The 19,211-nt window shown below is 69.2% G+C and carries 18 protein-coding genes and 3 pseudogenes; 6 read left to right on the forward strand and 15 right to left on the reverse strand.

Features of this window, described 5'->3' with window-relative positions; all coding sequences use genetic code 11:
* The first annotated feature begins 76 nt into the window (after window positions 1-76).
* Window positions 77-724, forward strand: a complete 648-nt coding sequence (locus ACQ86G_RS04100) for an OmpW/AlkL family protein (RefSeq protein WP_431259449.1) — start codon at window positions 77-79, stop codon at window positions 722-724.
* On the opposite strand, the gene pepQ is transcribed toward ACQ86G_RS04100, so the two are convergent.
* Window positions 725-2,077: a Xaa-Pro dipeptidase gene (gene pepQ / locus ACQ86G_RS04105; protein ID WP_431259450.1), complete on the reverse strand. Its 1,353-nt coding sequence runs from the start codon at window positions 2,075-2,077 to the stop codon at window positions 725-727.
* Between the two features lie 20 nt (window positions 2,078-2,097).
* Window positions 2,098-2,691: a 5-formyltetrahydrofolate cyclo-ligase gene (locus ACQ86G_RS04110; protein ID WP_331613802.1), complete on the reverse strand. Its 594-nt coding sequence runs from the start codon at window positions 2,689-2,691 to the stop codon at window positions 2,098-2,100.
* Between the two features lie 175 nt (window positions 2,692-2,866).
* On the opposite strand from ACQ86G_RS04110, the pseudogene ACQ86G_RS04115 reads away from it, so the two are divergent.
* Window positions 2,867-3,148, forward strand: a pseudogene (locus ACQ86G_RS04115) (TfoX/Sxy family protein); the annotation flags it as partial.
* Between the two features lie 324 nt (window positions 3,149-3,472).
* Here ACQ86G_RS04115 and ACQ86G_RS04120 read toward each other — a convergent pair.
* Window positions 3,473-3,799: pseudogene (locus ACQ86G_RS04120) on the reverse strand (DUF2917 domain-containing protein); the annotation flags it as partial.
* Between ACQ86G_RS04120 and ACQ86G_RS04125 the strand changes: the two are divergent.
* Window positions 3,782-4,765 (forward strand): LysR family transcriptional regulator, encoded by a 984-nt coding sequence (locus ACQ86G_RS04125; RefSeq protein ID WP_431259451.1) that lies wholly within the window; start codon window positions 3,782-3,784, stop codon window positions 4,763-4,765. The pseudogene ACQ86G_RS04120 and the gene ACQ86G_RS04125 sit on opposite strands and share 18 nt — an antisense overlap.
* 5 nt (window positions 4,766-4,770) lie before the next feature.
* On the opposite strand, the gene ACQ86G_RS04130 is transcribed toward ACQ86G_RS04125, so the two are convergent.
* Both ACQ86G_RS04130 and ACQ86G_RS04135 read right to left on the reverse strand, forming a co-directional pair.
* Window positions 4,771-5,115 carry a 5-formyltetrahydrofolate cyclo-ligase gene (locus ACQ86G_RS04130; protein ID WP_431259452.1) on the reverse strand — a complete coding sequence of 115 codons (345 nt, stop codon included), beginning with the start codon at window positions 5,113-5,115 and terminating at the stop codon, window positions 4,771-4,773.
* Window positions 5,064-5,387, reverse strand: coding sequence for a hypothetical protein (locus ACQ86G_RS04135; RefSeq protein ID WP_431259453.1), 324 nt, complete (start codon window positions 5,385-5,387; stop codon window positions 5,064-5,066). Before ACQ86G_RS04135 ends, ACQ86G_RS04130 begins: the two co-directional genes overlap by 52 nt.
* Before the next feature lie 1,623 nt (window positions 5,388-7,010).
* Here ACQ86G_RS04135 and ACQ86G_RS04140 point away from each other — a divergent pair.
* Together ACQ86G_RS04140 and ACQ86G_RS04145 are read left to right on the forward strand one after the other, a co-directional pair.
* Complete coding sequence (locus ACQ86G_RS04140) at window positions 7,011-7,514, forward strand: lytic transglycosylase domain-containing protein (protein WP_431259454.1); 504 nt, start codon at window positions 7,011-7,013, stop codon at window positions 7,512-7,514.
* 50 nt (window positions 7,515-7,564) lie between these two features.
* Window positions 7,565-8,266 carry a glutathione S-transferase family protein gene (locus ACQ86G_RS04145; RefSeq protein ID WP_431259455.1) on the forward strand — a complete coding sequence of 234 codons (702 nt, stop codon included), beginning with the start codon at window positions 7,565-7,567 and terminating at the stop codon, window positions 8,264-8,266.
* Between the two features lie 87 nt (window positions 8,267-8,353).
* Here the strand turns inward: ACQ86G_RS04145 and ACQ86G_RS04150 are convergent, their stop codons facing one another.
* A complete protein-coding gene (locus ACQ86G_RS04150) occupies window positions 8,354-8,629 on the reverse strand; it encodes a hypothetical protein (protein WP_431259456.1) in 276 nt (91 codons plus the stop codon).
* A 160-nt stretch (window positions 8,630-8,789) separates the two neighbouring features.
* Between ACQ86G_RS04150 and ACQ86G_RS04155 the strand changes: the two genes are divergently transcribed.
* Entirely contained in the window at window positions 8,790-10,031 is a 1,242-nt protein-coding gene (locus ACQ86G_RS04155; RefSeq protein WP_431261329.1) for a multifunctional CCA addition/repair protein, read from the forward strand.
* Window positions 10,032-10,052: 21 nt separating this feature from the next.
* Here ACQ86G_RS04155 and ACQ86G_RS04160 read toward each other — a convergent pair whose 3' ends face one another.
* The 9 genes and pseudogenes from ACQ86G_RS04160 to ACQ86G_RS04200 all read right to left on the reverse strand — a co-directional run bounded on the left by ACQ86G_RS04160 (window position 10,053) and on the right by ACQ86G_RS04200 (window position 19,156).
* Window positions 10,053-11,300 (reverse strand): histidine kinase, encoded by a 1,248-nt coding sequence (locus ACQ86G_RS04160; protein WP_431259457.1) that lies wholly within the window; start codon window positions 11,298-11,300, stop codon window positions 10,053-10,055.
* A 101-nt stretch (window positions 11,301-11,401) separates the two neighbouring features.
* A complete protein-coding gene (locus ACQ86G_RS04165; protein ID WP_431259458.1) occupies window positions 11,402-12,487 on the reverse strand; it encodes a class I SAM-dependent methyltransferase in 1,086 nt (361 codons plus the stop codon).
* A gap of 116 nt (window positions 12,488-12,603) precedes the next feature.
* Window positions 12,604-14,706 (reverse strand): putative bifunctional diguanylate cyclase/phosphodiesterase, encoded by a 2,103-nt coding sequence (locus ACQ86G_RS04170; protein WP_431259459.1) that lies wholly within the window; start codon window positions 14,704-14,706, stop codon window positions 12,604-12,606.
* Window positions 14,707-15,717 carry a uracil-DNA glycosylase gene (locus ACQ86G_RS04175; protein WP_431259460.1) on the reverse strand — a complete coding sequence of 337 codons (1,011 nt, stop codon included), beginning with the start codon at window positions 15,715-15,717 and terminating at the stop codon, window positions 14,707-14,709. It lies immediately after the preceding gene.
* Window positions 15,714-16,211 (reverse strand): ribosomal protein S18-alanine N-acetyltransferase, encoded by a 498-nt coding sequence (rimI, locus tag ACQ86G_RS04180; protein ID WP_431259461.1) that lies wholly within the window; start codon window positions 16,209-16,211, stop codon window positions 15,714-15,716. The genes ACQ86G_RS04175 and rimI overlap by 4 nt, the downstream gene beginning before the upstream one ends.
* Window positions 16,208-16,453: a hypothetical protein gene (locus ACQ86G_RS04185; protein WP_431259462.1), complete on the reverse strand. Its 246-nt coding sequence runs from the start codon at window positions 16,451-16,453 to the stop codon at window positions 16,208-16,210. Before ACQ86G_RS04185 ends, rimI begins: the two co-directional genes overlap by 4 nt.
* Window positions 16,435-16,929, reverse strand: a pseudogene (tsaB, locus tag ACQ86G_RS04190) (tRNA (adenosine(37)-N6)-threonylcarbamoyltransferase complex dimerization subunit type 1 TsaB); the annotation flags it as partial. The pseudogene tsaB and the gene ACQ86G_RS04185, both read right to left, overlap by 19 nt.
* Before the next feature lie 94 nt (window positions 16,930-17,023).
* Window positions 17,024-17,722 (reverse strand): OmpW/AlkL family protein, encoded by a 699-nt coding sequence (locus tag ACQ86G_RS04195; RefSeq protein WP_431259463.1) that lies wholly within the window; start codon window positions 17,720-17,722, stop codon window positions 17,024-17,026.
* A gap of 30 nt (window positions 17,723-17,752) precedes the next feature.
* A complete protein-coding gene (locus tag ACQ86G_RS04200; RefSeq protein WP_431259464.1) occupies window positions 17,753-19,156 on the reverse strand; it encodes an alpha/beta hydrolase family protein in 1,404 nt (467 codons plus the stop codon).
* Window positions 19,157-19,211: the final 55 nt, after the last annotated feature.

Consider the following 19,211-nt stretch of genomic DNA (forward strand, 5'->3'; position numbering starts at 1 on the left):
TCCTTGTGAACGATCAAGGTCAGGAAGGAAGGGCACGCATTCAATCCCGGTCATCCCATTGACCAGGAGTGACCGCATGTCCCGCAACTTCGCCCCCACCGCCCCCGTCTTCCGTCCGTCGATCGCCGTCGGTGTCGCGCTCGCCGCGCTGGCCACCGCGATGGCGCCATCAGCGCACGCGCAGAGCGGTCCCTGGGTGTTCCGCGCCCGCGCGGTGAACATCGATCCGGCGGACAAGGACAAGACCGGCCTGGGCCTGTCGTTGAGCCGCAAGACGATCCCTGAACTCGACTTCAGCTACTTCCTGACGCCGAACTGGGCCACCGAACTGGTCCTCACGGTGCCGCAACGCCACAAGCTCTACAGCAACGGCCAGCAGATCGGCTCGGTGAAGCACCTGCCGCCAACGCTGACGCTGCAGTACCACTTCAATCCGGAAGGCAGCGTCCGCCCCTACGTCGGCGCGGGCCTCAACTACACGAGCTTCTCCGGCGTCCACTTCGACCCCGCGGTCCAGGCGGCGCTGGAGCCGACCATCAAGAAGCACAGCGTCGGCCTCGCCGCGCAGGCCGGCTTCGACGTGATGCTCAACCAGCAGTGGTCGATCAACGTCGACGTCAAGAAGATCCAGATGGACACCGAGGTGCGCTCCAAGGGCGCGACCGTCGGCAAGTTCAAGATCGATCCGCTGCTGGTGGGCGTGGGAGTCGGCTACCGGTTCTGATCAGGCCAAAGCCGCGAACGCCTCCCGCGTCAGGTTCTCCGGCGCGCCTTCCGCGCGGCAGGCCACGTCGTCCTCGATGCGGACACCGCCGAACGCGCTCAGGTGCTTCACCAGCGCCCAATCCACGTTCGCGGCCGCGGGCGTCGCGCGCAGCTTGTCCAGCAGCATCGGGATGAAGTACAGCCCCGGCTCGATCGTCACGACCATGCCGGGTTGCAGCACGCGCGTCAGGCGCAGGTACGGATGCCCATCGGGCCTGGCGATCGTGCCGCCGTCCTCGCCGGCCATGAAGCCGCCGATGTCGTGCACTTGCAGACCGAGCAGGTGGCCGATGCCGTGTGGCAGGAAGGTGGACGTCACGCCCTGCGTCAGCATCGCGTCCTCGTCCATCGTCACGATGCCGAGCTGGCGCAGCACGCCGGCGGTCTCGCGGTGCGAGGCCAGATGGATGTCGCGGTAGTCGACGCCGGGGCGCACGCGGTCGACCAGCCGCAGCTGCGCTGCTTCCATCGCATCGATCAGTGCCTGGAAGGTGGCGTCGCCGTTGCCGGTCGTGCGCGTGATGTCCGACGCGTAGCCGCAGCTGTGCGCGCCCGCATCCACCAGCAGCGACAGCGATTGCGCCGGGGCACGCTGGTCCTGGTACTGGTAGTGCAGCACCGCCGCGTGCTCGTTGAGCGCCACGATGTTGCCGTACGGCAGGTCGCGCTCGGCGAAGCCACAAGCGTCGAGGTAGGCGTTGTGGATCGCCGCCTCGGACAGCCCGTCGCGGAAGGCGCGCTGCGACGCGAGGTGCGCCTTGGCGCCCAGCGCCGACGCCTCGCGCAGGCGCAGCAACTCATACCCGGTCTTCGCGGCTCGCGCGTAATGCAGCGGGTTCAGGACTTCCGGCGGGTTGTTCGGGACGATGTCGCCCAGCGCCGCATCCGCCTCGCCAACGATCGCCAAGGTGCCCGGCACCTGCAGGTAGGGCAGCGCCTCGTCCGGTCTGCGGACGATGATCAGCTCGAAATGATCGACCCAGAAGCCGCTCGGCGCCTCGGGCGGCACATGCCAGTAGTCCTCGGGCTGCACGTAGACGAGACGCGGCTTGTGCCCGGGCCGGATCACCAGCCAGCTGTCCGGGTGACGGATCAGCGGCACCCACAGCTTGAAATGCGGATTCGGCTGGAAGACGTAGGGCCGGTCGTCGAGGAAGGCGAACTTCTCGATGCCCGAGGCGATCAGCAGCGCGTCGAAACCGCCACGCTGCAGCGCATGTTCGGTGCGACGCTGCTGCTCCGCGAGGTGGGCCGCATAAAGCGCGTTCAGGGCGTTCAGGGCGTTCGGAGCGAGGGGATCAACGGAGCTCATGGCAGGACTCGAGGCGGCATTCATGCGCGGGAATTCTCCCAGACGACACCCATCTCGGTCAGCATCGCGTCGAGCTTCACGTCGTTCGGCTGGGCGGTCAGCGTCGGCTGGAAGCCGTGGCTGAAGCCGACGCCCACGACCACCGGCTTCGGCTGGATCTGCGCGATGGTGCGCAGCATGAAGCCCCCGCCATAGCCCATGCGGATGCCGCCCGGCCCGTAGCCGAGGCAAGGCAGCAGCAGCAGCTGGGGATCGAAGGCCTCGGTGTCCTTGGGCTTGGTGATGCCGGTGGCGTCCTCTTCCATCGGGCAGCCGGGGTACCAGACGTGGAAACGCAGCCGGCCCTCCTCGCGATCGACGACGGGCAGGCCGATGCGGCGGTCGCCGTCGACCTCGCTCCAGCGGTACAGCGCCGGCAGCGGATCGAACTCCCCCTTGATGGGCCAGTACGCGGCGATGCGCTTTTCCTTGCGCCCCACCAGCCAGACGCGCAGCACGCTCTGCACGACGTCGGCGAGTTCAAGGCGGCCCGGCAGGTCCAGGCGTTCGCGGATCAGGCGCTCGCGCAGCGCCTGGCGGTCTTCGGAGATCGGCAGCTTGTCGTTCGGATCCATCCAGCCCATTCGCCTTCCCTGACGGACCCGGCGGGCCCTGGAGCGGACCATTGTGGCCGCCTCGCGGACAGGGCGCCAGAGGTGATCTAGAGTCGGCGGCATGGCACGAGGCACCACCACCACGGGAACCGTCCGACGCGTCGCCGGCGCGGGCGCGGACTTCGCGAATCACTGCATGGAGTTGCTGGCCCCGCTCGGGCCGGTGCTGGCACGACGGATGTTCGGCGGGTTCGGGCTGTACGTGGACGGCCTGTTCCTGGCCATCATCAGCCGCGACGAGCTCTACCTGAAGGCGGACGCCGTCAGCCAGTCCCGCTACGTGGATGCCGGCTGCGAGCCGTTCCGGTACTCGAAGGCCGGCAAGGACGGGCGACAAGAGGTCGCCAGCCTGAATTACTTCCGGCCGCCGGAGGAGACGCTCGAGTCGCCCGCGCTCATGCTGCCCTGGGGGCGGCTGGCGATGGAGTCGGCCTTGCGCTCCGCCAACGCGAAGCCGAAGGCCAGCACGCCGAAGAAGAGCGCCGGCACCAGCGCCGAGCCGAGGACCGTCAGGAAGGAGAAACCGGCCAAGGCGCTGAAGGGGGTCACGACGAAGGCTCCAGCGGTCAAGCGTTCGCCAGGCGCTGGCCGAACAGCTGCCCGAAGAAGGCAGGCGGCTGACCTGGCGGGCCAGTCGGGTCGGGCAGGCCTGCGGCGGGACCAGCAGCTGGAAGCGCGCGGTCGGCCAGGCTTCCACGACCAGTTCGGTGCCGTTGGCGACTTCCAGCGTCTCGCCGGCCGACAGCCAGAAGTCCTGCGCGGGCAGGTTCAGGTCGCCGCGCTGCGTCACCCAGACGCGACCGTCGAGCACATGCAGTTCACGGCGGCCCGGGCCGATGGGCAGGCTCATGGCCTCGCCCTGGGACAACGTCCACGCGGCGTCGTCGCGGCTGACCTGGATTGATGACTTTTGCATGACATTCATGATCGACTCCTCATCCCCCGGGCGGTCCGCGTACCGGCGGCCTTCCTCGTGGACATGGTGCAATATTAGGGTTGACCCGCACGGCAGTCCAATGAGTCTTGTCGCGTCGATTGATACCATCCGCGCATGAATCTGCCCCGCCATCGCCCGCTCGCCGTCGGTCCGCTGCGCGCCTTCGAGGCGGTGGCGCGGCGGCTGAGCTTCAGCGCCGCCGCCGAGGAGCTCTACCTGACCCAGTCCGCCATCAGCCGCCAGATCCGGTCGCTGGAGGAGGAACTGGGCGCGACGCTCTTCAAGCGCGGCACCCGCCACGTCGAACTGGCGCCGGACGGCAAGCTGCTGCTGTCGGCGGTGGAGCCGATGCTGGAGCGGCTGGACAGCACGGTGCGCCAGATCCGTTCGACGCGCGGCCGGCGCGTCGTCAACGTGACGACCTTCGCCTCCTTCGCCTCGCTGTGGCTGATTCCCCGGCTGGAGGCCTTCCAGCGCGAGCACCCGGACATGGACATCCGCGTCTCGGCGCTGGATCAGCTCGTCGAGATCGACGACAGCGAGTTCGACGTCGCGCTGCGCTACGCCGCCCCCAACCGCGTGGCGCCGTCGGCGCGGCGGATGTTCGGCGAGATGCTGACCCCGGTGGTGAATCCGTGGGTCGCGAAGCAGGCGCAGGAAGGCCAGGGGCCGCCGCTGAGCCAGGCGGCGGACCTGCGCCAGTACACGCTGGCCGAGGAGGACGACCAGCGTCCGAGCGGCCTGTTCCTGAGCTGGCGGCGCTGGCTGGCGCTGCACGGCGCGCCGGACCTGCAACCGCGGCGCTGGATGTACCTGAACTTCACCTACCAGCAGATCCAGGCGGCGGTGTCCGGCCAGGCGGTGGCGCTGGCGCGGCTGCCGATGATCTACGAGGCGCTGGAGCGCGGTGAACTGGTCGAGCCTTTCGGCGATGCCGGCCGCACCGATTGCCCGACGGTGTACTGGCTCATGATGTCGGAGCATGGCCGGGCACGGCCCGAGGTCGTCGAATTCGCGCAGTGGATCAGCGAGCAGGCGGCGATCACGCGCCGCGCGATCGGCGAGCCGGATCCGCCGGTGGATGAGAACTCGGGCTGAGCCGATCAGGGCGCGATGAGTTCGCGCTCCGTCAGCACGACCGTCAGTGCCTGGTCATGCGGCTGCACTTCGAAAGCCGCTTCGCAGCAACTCCAGCCCAACCCGATCGTCGTGACCCCGGGATGGGCCTCGATCCAGCGGTCGAAGTAGCCGCCGCCGTAGCCCAGCCGGAAGCCTTCCCGCGTGTAGCCCAGGCACGGCACCAGCAGCACCTCCGGCACCAGCACCGGCCCGGTCGAACTGGGGATGCCGCATTCGTCCTTCACCGTCGGCTCCTGGCCATCCCAGCGCCGGAACGTCATCGAGGCCGGCCCGTGATCGCCGGCTTTACGCGCGAAGGGCAGCGCCAAGGTGATCTCCCCCCGAGCTTGTGGGTCGAGGCCCAGGCCGCTGCGTTAAATTCACCCTCCAGGGGCCAGTAGAGGCCGAGGGTCAGCGGCTCGAGCTGGCGCAGCAACGGCAGCAGTTGCTCGCCGAGCTTGTCGGCTGCGAGGCGCGCCTCGGCACCGGCCCACCATTCACGGCGGCGCGCCAGCAAGGCGCGGCGCAGTTCGCTCCGCTCATGGGGCCAGGTCTTGCCGGTTGCACCGGCGGCATCGGGAGCCGTGGGGGAGTCACTCATCACAGGTCGGCATGAAGTTCGCTCGGATCACTGTAACCGCCCTCGCCTCCGCCCGCGTGACCGCTCCGGCCACCGTCGGCGCCCTGAGGGCCCTGGGCGCCCTCTGCCTGGTCACCGCTGTCACGGTCGTCACCGCCATCGCGGCGACGCCGGCCCTGGCGCAGTCGAGCACGACCTTCACCGTCGTGCCCAATCCGCTGCCCGCGCTGCCGGACCTGGTCACCGACGCCCGCGAGGCCTGGCGCGTGCGCGACCGTTCGCGACTGGCCGCGATGCGGCAGGCCGCCTTCGACCAGCAGCATCCGCTCGCCCCCTGGTTCGACTACTGGGAGCTGAACGCCCGCCTGTCCGAGGCCCAGCAGCCCGAGCTCAACGCGTTCTACGCGCGCTGGCCCGGCGCCTACGTCGAGGACCGGCTGCGCAACGACTGGCTGCTGGAACTGGGACACCGCCGCGACTGGGCCAACTTCCGCCGCGACCACGCCGCCTACAAGATGCAGGACGACCGGGAGGTCGCCTGCTACGCCCTGCTCGCCGATCCCCCGGGGCGGGACCTCCGGGACGCCGCGCGCGCCGCGTGGTTCGCGCAGCGCGATGCGGACGAGGGCTGCAACATGCTGGCGACGACGCTGCACGAGAACGGCCAGTTCAAGGACTCCGACGTCTGGCGCAAGCTGCGCTTCATCGTCGAGACCAACAAGCCGCGCGCGGTGAAGCAGGCCGGCGCGCTGCTGTCCAAGCCCGACCAGGAGGCGCTGGCCGAACTGATGGACAAGCCGGACCGCTACCTCAAGCGCAAGGCCGCGGCCTCGCCGCGCGCCAAGGCCGAGCTGACGATGCTGGCGCTGATGCGCCTGCTGGCGACCGACTACGACAAGGCGGACGACGACGTGCGCCGCTGGGCCGCCAGGCTGCCGAACGACCTGTCCGCGTGGCTCTGGGCGCAATACGGCAGACAGGCGGCGCTGCGGCTGAAGGACGAGGCCAACGAGCACTTCGATCGCGCGATGAAGCTGCAGGCGAAGCTCGGCCCGGTCGAATGGAGCGATGACACGATCAGCTGGATGGCGCGCGCCGCGTTGCGCGGCGATGCAGGCGCGAGCCGGCCGGATCAGCTGATGTCGGCGCTCTCGCTGATGAAGCCGTCGGACCAGAAGGACATCACCTGGCAGTACTGGCGCGCGAAGGCGCAACAGCAGCTGGCGCCGAATGGCGCGGCCGGCGACGCCCAGCGACGCGAGTCGCAGGACACGCTGCGCGCGATCGCCTCGCCGCTGAGCTTCTACGGCAAGCTCGCCGCCGACGAGTTGAAGCTGCGCCTGCCGCTGCCGCCGACGCCCGCGGACCTGACCGCGGCGGAGCGCGCGCAGGCGCTGGCGAATCCGGGGATCCAGCGCGCTGCTGCTGCTGGCCGTCGGCCTGCGCAGCGAGGGGCAGCGCGAATGGAACTTCAGCCTGCGCGGCCTGTCGGACCGCGAGCTGCTCTCGGTGGCGCAGACCGCCTGCGAACGCGAGCTCTGGGAGCGCTGCATCCAGACCAGCGAGCGGACGAGGACCGAGATCGACCTCGCCCAGCGCTTCCCGATGCCCTACCGCGCGGACGTGCTCAAGCAGTCGACGGCGATGGGCCTGGACCCGGCCTATGTCTACGGCCTGATCCGGCAGGAGTCGCGCTTCATGATGGATGCGCGCTCGCACGTCGGCGCCGGCGGCCTGATGCAGGTGATGCCGGCCACCGCGAAATGGACGGCGAAGAAGCTGGGCGTCGACTTCAAGCCCGACATGCTGCATGACCGCGACACCAACCTGCGCCTGGGCACCGGTTACCTGAAGCTGGTGATGGACAGCTTCGAGGGCTCGCAGGCGATGGCGGCGGCGGCCTACAACGCCGGCCCGAACCGGCCGCGCCGCTGGCGCGACGGGCCCCAGCTCGACGCCGCGATCTGGACCGAGAACATTCCCATCTGGGAGACCCGCGACTACGTGCGCAAGGTGCTGTCCAACGCGACGATCTACGCGCAGCTGATGGGCCGCGAAACCGGCACCGTGCTGCGCGACCGGCTCGGCCGCGTCATCGGTCCGGCGGCGGCGTCGGCCCCGGACATCCCGGCCAACGGCACGAACTGACCCCAGTCGCGCCGGCGACGGCGCGTCGCCCCTTGCAGAGAGACTTCCACATGCAGCTGATCATCGGCAACAAGAACTACTCGTCCTGGTCGATGCGCCCGTGGGTGCTGATGACGGCGCTGGGCATCGATTTCCAGGAGCGCAAGCTCCGCTTCGACTTCACGCCGGATTCGGCCTTCTACCGTGAGATCGGTGCGGTCACGCCGGCCGGCAAGGTGCCGGTGCTGGTCGACGACGGGCTCGCGATCTGGGATTCGCTGGCCATCGTCGAGTACCTGGCGGAGCGCTTCCCCGACAAGGCCGTCTGGCCGCGCGACGCCCGCCAGCGCGCCCGCGCGCGCTGCCTCTGCGCGGAGATGCACAGCGGCTTCGGCCAGTTGCGCGCCCATTGCATGATGAACATCGATGCCGACCTGGCGACGGTCGGGGAGCGCCTGCTGCGCAGCGAGGCCGGCCTGCGCAAGGACCTCGCCCGCGTCGTGGAACTGTGGACCGACGCGCTGGCCCGGAGCGGCGGTCCGTTCCTGTTCGGCGAGTTCGGCGCGGCGGACGCGTTCTACGCGCCGGTCGTGATGCGGGTGACCCGCTACGGACTGCCGTTGCCGGCCGCGCTGAAGGCCTACACGGACGCCGTGCAGGCGGCACCGGGCGTGCGCGACTGGATCGCCGACGCGATGGCGGAAAAGGACTTCCTCGATTTCGAGGAACCGTATCGCGACGTCAGCGGCCCGGTGCCGGTGCTGAAGCCCTGAGGCGGGCCCGGCCGCCGGAAATGAAAAACCGCCTTCTGCAGCCTGTGCGGGCAGGCGGCGAAAGGCGGCGAGGTGGACCGACGTGACTCAGTGGTCGCGGCGGCGGCGCACCATGAATCCGGCAGCCAGCAGGCCGCCGACCATCATGGCTTGGTTCGTGGGCTCGGAGACGAAGGACGGCATGACGGTGTCCGCGCCTTCCTGCTCATTGACATCGGCCAGCTGCGCGGGCGCGGGCTGGCTCTGCCGGGTGAAACTGGTGTCAGCGGCGACGTGCACGGCGTTCGTGTCGGGCGCTTGCTGCTCCTGCGCCTGGGCGGCGAGACCAATTCCGCCCAGCAGGAGGAGAAGAACAGACTTCATTGAAGATACTCCCTACTGCTATGCCGCCCTGCCTGACTACAACGTCTCTCTCGGTAGCTGGCCTGTTCGAACAGGCACTGGTGTGCAGGTGGCATTGGTGAATATACGGATGGATAGCCTAATGGAGGTATCCCCTTTATCAGGGATGCTGCGCCGCAACATGAGTGATCAGATGTATCTCGTTGGGGGGGCCGTCAGGGACGCGCTCCTGGGGCTGCCCGTGCAGGACCGTGATTGGGTCATGGTCGGAGCGACGCCCAAGTCCTTGATCGACAAGGGATTTCTGCCGGTCGGCAAGGATTTCCCGGTGTTCCTGGATCCCGTGACCCATGAAGAGGTGGCATTGGCCCGGACGGAGCGCAAGACGGCTGCCGGGTACCACGGCTTCCAGTTCCACACGTCCCCGGATGTCACTCTTGAAGAGGACCTCGTCCGCCGGGATCTGACGATCAATGCGATGGCCCAGGCGGCCGACGGGACGATCGTGGACCCGTACGGCGGCCGGCGCGACCTGGAAGCCCGGGTGCTGCGTCATGTCTCGGACGCCTTCGCGGAGGACCCGGTGCGCATCCTCCGCCTGGCGCGTTTCGCGGCGCGCTTCGGCGACTTCACGGTGGCGCCGGAGACGATGGCGCTGATGCACCACATGGTGGCCGCCGGCGAGGCCGATGCGCTGGTCGCCGAGCGCGTCTGGCAGGAGGTCTCGCGCGGCCTGATGGAAGGTCACCCGGCGCGGATGATCGAGATCCTGCGCGAGAGCGGCGCGCTGGCACGCATCGCCCCGGAGCTGGCACGCCTGTTCGGCGTGCCGCAGCCCGAGGCGCACCACCCGGAGATCGACACCGGCGTCCATGTCCTGCTGGTGCTCGAGGAATGCGCGCGCGTCGAGGCGCCGCTGCCGGTGCGTTACGCCTCGCTGTGCCACGACCTCGGCAAGGGCACGACCCCCGAGGAGGAATGGCCGCGCCACCTGAAGCACGAGTCACGAGGCGTCGAGCTGGCGGCGGCGCTGTCGCAGCGCTGGCGCGTGCCGTCGGACTGCAAGGAGCTGGCGGAGCTGGTCGCACGCGAGCACACGCATGTGCATCAGAGCCTGGACTTCAGCGCCGAGGCGCGCCTGCGCCTGATCGAGCGTTGCGACGCGCCGCGCCGGCCGGAGCGCTTCGCGCAACTGCTGCTGGCCTGCGAGTGCGACGCCCGCGGTCGCACGGGCTTGCGCGATCGCCCCTATCCGCAGCGCCAGGCCTTGCTGCACGACCTGCGCGCGGTGCAGTCGGTCGATCAGGCGGCGATCTCCGCGGCCGCGCTGGCAGCCGGCAAGAAGGGCCCGGCCATCGGCCAGGCGATCCACGAGGCCCGCAAGGCCGCGCTCAGAGCGTGTGAGAGCGATCGCCCGCGCTGAACCCCTGCGGCAGGCAAGGCTTCAGATGTCATGGCCGCCACCTGAGACAGGGGCGGACATCGTGTCGACCTCTGGCTCCACGGCATGGGTGTCGAGGACGCCCTCGAGATAGCTCGCGTAGCGCTCCTGCAGATGCTTCAGCGCTGCGCCCTTGTCGGCGTGGTATGCCAGCCGCTCCTGAAAGAATTGCATGCGGGCCCGGTTGTCGTCGAGCACCTGACCCCACGTCTTGATGTGGATGGACACGTTGTCGTTCTGATGAACAAGTCCGGTCGACGTATTTCGGCCAATCTTGAATTTCCCCATGGGACCGATGTCGTCGCTGATCACCCAGAACACCCAATTCACGTCGACGTTGCGGAAGCGTTCGTCAGCGGTAACGGAGGCGGCATAGCCCTCGATCTGAGAAATCTCCTTGCGGTCGATCCTGACGGCGGGCGCCTTGAGTTCCACAACGAGGTGCGTCAAGTCGTTGGCGCGATAGCGGCGAGTCTGCCTTGACAGCATCAGATCGACGATGCCACGCGTCTGAGAGACATGCTTGACTGGTGCGCCGATGACGATGTCCTCTCCCAATAGCGCCTTGTGCTTGCGAAGCACTTCGGTCAGCGACATGTCGTCGACGGAAAGATGGAACTCTTCACCGAAGATCCACGGGTTCTCGGCGAGGATCCGATGCAGTTGGGCCCGCTCCTTCAGCCGCTGCTTCGGTCCCTTGTCGAAGAGGATCGCTTCAAGGCCGTTCAGGAACTTGAGCCGTTCGGAGACGACCTTCGCCCCGTTGATGATTGAGGACAACGAGCCCTCACGCAACAGTTCGGCAAGTTCCTCCTGCTGGCGCACGGGGAGATTCAGGACCTCGGTCAAGATCAATTGAAGATCCTCGGGACCCTTCTCGATGGCCTGACGGAGCATCCGAAGGTGGAGGGCCTTGCTCCTCAGCGCTGCACCGTCGAAGTCCGGAAGATGGCGTGCGACATTGAGGGCGACGATGTCGAAGACCTGCCGCTCGATCAACTCGATCGGGGTCACGGGTCCGTCGTCCGGGAACGGATAGATCTTCTCCGCCTTCCATTCGGCGACGAAGCTGCGAGCTTCCTGCGCCGCGATCAAACGGGCGTGGTGCTTGTTCAAATCGATCGACTTTCGCCCGGCGATCCTCGACTGCACCTCGATTCGAAACTCTTCTGCCTGCATCACAACCCCTCGCTCCATCCGCTGCTTCGCGCCGATGCGGCGCCTTCGAATGGAGAGGTGATTGAACAGCACGCGCCAGGACTCGAACGCCTTCGAGACTCGCGGCTAACTGATGTCGGTCAGGCTCGCTTGAATTCCCATCAGCATGAGTCACTCTCGTTGTCGCGCCGCGCTCACAACGTATGCGACCGGTCCCCTGCGCTGAACCCCAGCGCATCGAATCCCTCACCCGGCGCGAAGCCGACGACCTTGAACAGCTCGCCCATCTCGTGCTCGGCGATCAGCCGGTGGGCCATGCCGCGCTGCGCGAGGTCGGCACCGCTCATCAGGTCGACCAGCCCGCAATTGATCAGGAAGTTGGCCTGGCTGGTGTAGCCCAGCACCATCAGCCCCGCGTCCTGCCCCGTCACCGCGATGCCGGTGAAGTTCACGTGCGCGGTGATGTCCTTCTGCCCCGGCAGGGCCAGCGGGTCGGGGTCCGAGCGGTGCAGGTGGTGGCACATCAAGGTGCCGCCGGTGCGCTGCGGATGGTAGTACTCCGACTCCGGGAATCCGTAGTCGATGAAGAACGCCGCGCCACGCTTCAGCCGTTCCGCCAGCGTGCGCACGAAGGCCTCGGCCTGCGGATGGATCTCCGTGACCGTGCCGGGCACGAAGCCCACGTCGTGCTCCGGCGGCGTCGGCGGCCGCGCCTCGCCCGGGCGGTCGACGAAGTGCAGCGCGCCCTGACCGTCCAGGCCCACGCCGCGCTGCAGCCAGTGCTGCCCGTCCCAACGCAGCAGCTCGACCGGGATCGCGTCCAGCAGCTCGTTGGCGACCAGCACGCCGTGGATCTCGTCGGGCCATCGGTCCAGCCACTCGACGCGCGGCGCGAATCGCGCCAGCCGCTCGGCCTGCCGCTCGCGCAAGGTGCCGGACAGGTCGACGATGAAATACCTGGCCACCGGCGTCCCGGCCGCGTCCAGCGTCTCCAGCAGCTGCGCCGCCAGCGCGCCGCTGCCGGCGCCGAACTCGATCACCGTGTCGGTGCCGCTGACGGCGAGCGCCTGCGCCACCTGCTTCGCCAGGGCGCGCCCGAACAGCGGCGACAGTTCCGGCGCCGTCACGAAGTCCGAGCCCTGCTGCGGCATCGTGCCGAACTTGCGCCGGGCGTTGGCGTAGTAGCCCACGCCCGGCGCGTACAGCGCCAGACTCATGTAGCGGTCGAAGGGCAACCAGCCGCCGGCGGCGGCGATCTCGTCACGCAGCAGCGCGGCCATGGCGGGATCCGTCGCATGGACCGGCGCACCCGGGGCCCCCGGCGCACCCTGACGGGAAGCGCCATGCGGCGCGGACGCCGCGCCGTTCAGGCGGGCGGAATCTGGTGTCTTTGAAGTCATGTGTCGATTCCGGGAAGCGTCGGCTTGCCACGCGCGGCCAGCCAGGCTTCGAATTCTTCGGCGGGCATCGCCGGTGCGACCACCTCGCCCTGCAGTTCGTCGCAGCCCCACTCGGCCAGCAGGTGCCATTGCCGCGCGTTGCGCACACCTTCGGCACCGACGCGCATGCCCAGGCCCTTGGCCATCTGCACCATGGCGCGCGTGATCGCGGCCGCGCCGCGATCGTCCGGCAGCACCGCGACGAAACTCTGGTCGATCTTGAGCTTGTCCAGCGGCAGCCGGATCAGCTGGTTCAGCGCCGTGTAGCCGGTGCCGAAGTCGTCGATCGAGATCGCCAGCCCCTGCGAGCGCAGCGTCTGCAGCAGCTCGGGCAGGCGGTCGATCTCCTCGGTGAGCATGCGTTCGGTCAGCTCGAGCTCCAGCCACTCGCCGGGCACGCCGGCCGTCTTCAGCACATGGGCCACCGACTTCGAGAAACTCGCCAGCCGGAACTGCATGCTGGACAGGTTCACCGCGATCGGGATCGCGGCGACACCGCGCTCGTGCCAGGCGCGCGTCTGCCGCGCGGCCTCGTACATCACCCACTCGCCCAGCGGCAGCATCAGCCGGTGGCGCTCGGCCACGACGATGAAGGCGTCCGGCGTCAGCAGGCCGCGCTCCGGGTGCCGCCAACGCAGCAGCGCCTCCGCGCCGACCAGCTCGCCGGTGCGCGCGTCCACCTGCGGTTGATAGAAGAGCACGAATTCGTCCGCCGTCAGCGCCTGCGCCAGCTCGGTCTCCAGCACCAGGTCCGCGTAGGCGTTCTCGGCCATCGCATGCTCGAAGAAGCGATAGGTCGCGCGGCCAGCGGTCTTCGCCAGGTACATCGCGGTATCGGCGTGCTGCAGCAGTTCCTCGGGCGATTCGCCGTGCTCCGGATACATCGCCACGCCGATCGACGGCGTCACCGACAGGTCGCGGCCGTCCGCCTGCACCGGCACCTCGACGACGCTCAGCAACGCGTTGAGCACCGTCTGCACGTCCTTGCGCTGGTGCACGTCCTCGAGCAGCACGACGAATTCGTCGCCGCCGAAACGCGCCACCAGGTCGCTGCCGCGCAGACCGCCGCGCAGCCGCTCTGAGACGGTCCGCAGCACGCGGTCGCCCTCGAGGTGGCCCAGCGAATCGTTGACCCGCTTGAAGTTGTCGAGGTCGATGAACAGCAGCGCGGCACGGCGCGCATTGCCCTGCGAGAGCCGCTCGCGCAGCCGTTCCATGAAGGTCGCGCGGTTCAGCAGGCCGGTCAGCGGATCGTGCTGCGCGAGGTGCTGGATGCGCGCCAGCGCCTCCAGGTGCGGACGCAGGTCGCGCACGATGGTCATGCGCAGCCGCTCGCCGTGGCGCCACAGCGTCCGCACGATGAATTCGACATCGATGCGTTCACCGCTGCGATGCAGGATCGCCGTCGGGTAGCGGGTCTCCTGCCCGGACATCATCACGTCGCGCACGGTGTCGACCTGGTCGGGGGCGATCATCGACAGGGCGGACCGTCCCACCAGCTCCTCGAGCGCGTAGCCCACCAGCTCGCACAGCGGCGGGTTCACGTCGGTCATGACGCCGTCGCGGTGGAAGACGATGCCCTCCATCGACGCCTGCATGAACTTGCCCAGCCGTTCCTCGGAGTCGCGCACCGCCAGCTCCGCTTCGCGGAAGCGGGTGATGTCGGAGATCAGCACGAAGCTCGACTGCACCTCGTCCATGCCGGGCGGCACGTAGGGGATCAGGTTGACCTCGATCCAGCGGGGGCTGCCGTCGCGACGCTCCAGGCGGCGCTCGTAGCTGACGCTGACGCGCTCGCGGAGCACGCGCTGCACGTGCGGCTCGATCTCCTGCGAGGCCTCCTCGCCGATGATCTGCGCGAAGGTGCGGCCCAGCACGCTGACCTCGTCCAGGCCGAAGCTGCGCGCGTACTGGCGGTTGGCGAAGCGGCAGGTGCGCGTGGCCGCGTCGAAGACGGCGATCAGCACCGGCACGTTGTCGGCGAGCAGCCGGAACTGCGCGGCCTGATCTTCGGCCGAGGGTGCCGGCGTGGCCGGCGGAGGCGGCACCGGCGCGTTCATTCAGTCCGTCCCGGCCGTCGTGGGCAGGACGGGCATGGCGCCCGCGATGCCGGTGGGCGTGGCCCCGTCGTCGCGCGGCGGCGACTCCTCCAGCGTCTTCAGCGCCAGACACAGGTCCTCCCACGCGCGGGCCTTGTCCGGCAGGTTGCGCAGCAGGTACGCCGGGTGGTACGTGACGACCAGAGGCACACCCTGGTAGCGGTGGACGCGGCCTCGCAGCCGGCCGATCGGCTCCTGGCTGCGCAGCAGCTGCTGCACCGCGAAGCGGCCCATCGCCAGGATGATGCGGGGCCGGATGAGGTCGATCTGGCGCTGCAGGAAGGGCTCGCACTGCGCGAGTTCCGACGGGTCCGGGTTGCGGTTGCGCGGCGGACGGCACTTCAGCGTGTTGGCGATGTAGACCTGGCGTTCGGGCGGGCCTTCGCCGCGACCCAGGCCGACCGCGCGCAGCATGCTGTCCAGCAGCTTGCCGGCCGCGCCGACGAACGGTTCGCCTTGCAGGTCCTCCTGCTCGCCCGGCGCTTCGCCAACGACCATCCAGTGCGCGCGCTCGTTGCCGACGCCGAACACCGTGTTCTTGCGCGATTCGCAGAGCCCGCAGGCACGGCAGGAGGCGACCTCGTCGCGCAGGCCGGGCCAGTCCAGACGGGCGATGGCCTCGCGCGCCAGGCCACGGGCCTGGACGAGCGCGGCATCGGCGGCGGCCGCCGCGGTCACGGGCGCCGCGACCGGCGCGGCAATGCGTGCGGCCGGCGCGGCGGACGGCGCCTTCGCCGCCGGCTCCGGCGCGCGGCGCGGTGCCGCGGGCTCGGCGATCGCGACGTCCGCATCGGCCATCGGCGCGCGCATCGCCGGCGCTGCAGGAGGCTCGACGGATCGTCCGGGCGTGACCGCGCGCGGTGCCGGGGCAGCGACGGGCGCTGTCTCGGTATCGGGCGATCCGGACGGCGGCGTCCACAGCTTGAGGCCCATCGCCTCCAGCATCGCGCGTTGACGATCGTTCCAGCTCATGCGGCGGGCTCCATCAGGCGCAGCGTCATCAGGATCGCGTCCTCCCGGCCATCCGTACCGGGGTAGTAGCCGCGCCGAAGGCCGCTCTGCACGAAGCCGTAGCGCTCATAGAGCCGGCGTGCGCGGACGTTGCTCTCGCGCACCTCCAGCCACACCTGGTGGCAGCCGCGCGCGCGCGACAGCAGGCCCAGCGCGTCGAGCATGCGGCGCGCCAGTCCCTGCCCCTGCCGCTCCGGCGTGACGGTGATGTTGAGCAGGTGCATCTCGTCGATCACCTGCATCGCCAGGAAGTAGCCGCAGAGCCTGGCCTGCTCGTCGCGCAGGACGAAGCCGGCATAGCCGGCGGCCATCGAATCGATGAAATTGCCGCGCGTCCACGGATGGGTGTAGGAGACGGCCTCGATGGCCATCACCTCGTCGAGGTCCAGCGCACGCAGCGGCTGCAGGGCCTGCAGCGACGGCGGCCACGTCAGGTCGCGGGGTTGGGCGCTCATCTCGTGATCGCTCCCTTGGCGGCTTCGCGCTCGGCCGTCGTGAGGGCGACCTTGTCGCGCACGTACAGCGGCAACGCATTCGCGGCATCTTCCGCGAGACCCGCATCGAAGGCCTGCCGCGCGAGCGCGCCCAGCGCGCGCGCGCAGAAGCGGTGACGGGGAAGCGCCGGGCCGTGCCGGTGTCGAGCGCAAAGGCGCTCAAGGCCGAGCCGGCGACGATCGTCGGCGGTGCTTCGCGCCACAGCGCCTGCAACGGGTCGAGGTCGGTCAGCAGCGGCTCGACGATCGCGGACCAGCGCGTGCCGTTCCAACGATAGCGGCCCAGGTAGATCTGGTTCATGCGGGCGTCCATGGCGACCCACACCTCGAGCGATGAGGCCGCGTCGCCCGCGGCGGCGAGTTGCTGTCGCGCGTCCTCCGCGACCAGCATCAGGCTGTCCAGCGCCAGCACCGGCTTGCCGGCGCCGAACGCCAGGCCCTGCGCCACCGAGCAGGCGGTCCGCAGACCCGTGAAGGCGCCAGGTCCACGGCCGAAACCGACGGCCTCCACGGCGGCCAGCGTCACGCCGGCCTGCTTCAGCAGCGCCATCACGTCGGGGACCAGCCGCTGCGAGGCCAACGCCCCGCCATCGGCGTCCACAAAAGCAGCATGGCCCTGGCCAACGAGGGCCAGAGCCATGTGTTCGGTCGAGCTATCGAGGGCCAGCAACACGCTCATGCGACAAGTGTAGTGGCCCGGGACATCGCGGGGCGGGGAGATCCCCCGCCGCCGCGGCGCCCGTGTCCGGTCAGCCGTTCGAGCGGAAGTCCGATCAGAACGAGTAACCCAGCGACAGCGTGTACACCACCGGACGGAAGTTGATGTCCGTGTGCAGCTCTTCCACGCCGTCCTTGGTCGTCGTGAACGAACGCATCTTGCTGCGCACGTCCGCGTAGGCGACCGTCGCGTTCAGCGACCACTGCTTCGTGTAGGCCACGGTGAAGCCCGCGTGGGCCGCGAGGCCCCACGAGTTCTCCAGCGTGATGCGGGTCGGGCCGCCGCTGATCGCGTCGCCGGTGGGCGTGCTGCGCTTCTTCTCGAAGTAGGTGTAGTTCACGCCCGCGCCGACGAAGGGATGGACCTTCGGGATCCATTCGCCGAGGTGGTAGTTCACGAACACCGTCGGCGGCATCTGGCGCACGACCGCGATCTGTCCGGCGTTGCGGAGCACGCCGTTGCCGTAGATCTTGTGCGACGGCGGGATGCCCAGCGCGACCTCGCCGCTCCAGCTCGGCAGGAAGCGGTAGGTGTAGCCGAAGCCCGTGGTGGTCGCGTCACCGACGCGGATCTGCGCGCCCGGCGCCGGGAACTGGCGGCTGCCGCCTTCCAGCGGCGCGGCCTTGCTGTTCACGTCGATGTGCGCCAGGCCCAGGTAGACCGTGTGCGTGCCGACCGCCGGCTCCTCGGCGCGGGCGGCGCCCGCCAGTGCCATCAGCGAGGCGGCCAGGATGAGGGTGATGTTCTTCTTCATGAATGATGTCTCCGTTCTGGTCGTCGGCGATTACGGCTGAGCAGCCAGGACCGATTGGAAGAAGCCGCGTGCCAGCGCATTGCAGAACGGCGGGACCAGCGTGCCGTGATAGGCGCCCTGCACCGCAGCCGCGCCGGCCGCACCGCCACCCGCCGCTTGGGACGTGGCCGCCTTGGCCTGCGCGAAACCGCCCGCGATGGTCGCGGCCGTGGTCGAACCCGCCCAGGCCATCGAGGCCGAGCTTTCCAGGTTGGACGCCGGGTACAGCTTGCCGCGCGAGCCGAAGTCGGCCTGCGCCTGGAGCGTGTTGGTGAAGTAGACGGTCGGGTCACCCGAACCGCCGCACAGCGCGACCGGCGCCTTCGGCGTCCAGCCCAGCAGCGTGTTGGTCTGCAGCGCCTTGCGGAAGTTGGAGTTCGGGTACGCGGTCTTGAAGGCCGGGTTCAGCAGGCCGCCGGTGCCGAACAGGTTGGTGAAGGTCGGGTCGGCGGGCAGCTTGCCGGCGGCGATCAGGTCGCTGATCGACTGCTTCGACGGGAACAGCGTTTCCGCGGTCGCGGCGAACTGCGACGCGTACACGTCCGTCGGGGCCGAGTAGATGTTGCCGTAGGCCTTCTGGTAGCTGGTCAGCATCAGCGGCAGGAACAGCGTCGCGCCGGCGTTGACCGGGCCGGTGTTGACGATCGTGTCGCTGAAGCCCACCAGGTTGTACGGACCGGACATCGGCGCGGCGGCGGTGACGGTGAACTCGGACGCGTAGTCGCGCTCGATGACCTTCTGCGTCGCCATCGCCACGTGACCGCCCTGCGAGTAGCCCGCCACCAGCAGCCTGGCCGACGGCTTCACGGCGCTGTCGCCGTTCAGGTAGGTCTTGGCGGCGCGCAGCGCGTCGACCATCTCGATGGCCGACTGCTCGGCGTTCAGGTAGGTCGTGTACTGCAGGCCCGAACGGTCGTAGCCGAGGTAGTTCGGCGCCACGACGATGAAGCCTTGCGCGGCGTAGAACGCCATCACCAGCGAACCTTCGGGGTTCTTGTCGACCTGGGCCATGTTGAAGCCCTGCTCGGTCGTCGTGCCGTGGGCGTACAGCACCACGGGACGGTTGCCGCTGCACGCCGCGCCGGAGCCGCTGGGCACGAAGACCGCGGACGACGCCATGGCGACGGAACCCTGGGGATCACGCGTCGCGTAGTAGACGTAGCGGATCTCGACGTCGCACTGCGCCGCGCCGGCGAGCGCGCCGATGCCCTTGGCGGCGGTGCCCGCGTCGATCAGCGCCTTGGTCACGGGCGTGGTCGAGGCGACGATGCCCAGTTGCAGCGACCCACGCGCCGGCGGGGGATCGTCGCTCGCGGGACTGCTGCCGCCGCCGCAGGCGCTCAGCATGGCCACGGCGGCCAGGGTCAGGCTGGCCAGTTTGAATTGGCTGTTCATTCGGACTTCTCCAGGGGTTGTCTCCGTCGTCTGCACCGTCCCGGCGATGGCGGTC

Origin of the sequence: Roseateles chitinivorans, assembly GCF_050632145.1 — a bacterium.
GTDB classification, from domain to species: domain Bacteria; phylum Pseudomonadota; class Gammaproteobacteria; order Burkholderiales; family Burkholderiaceae_C; genus Roseateles; species Roseateles chitinivorans_B.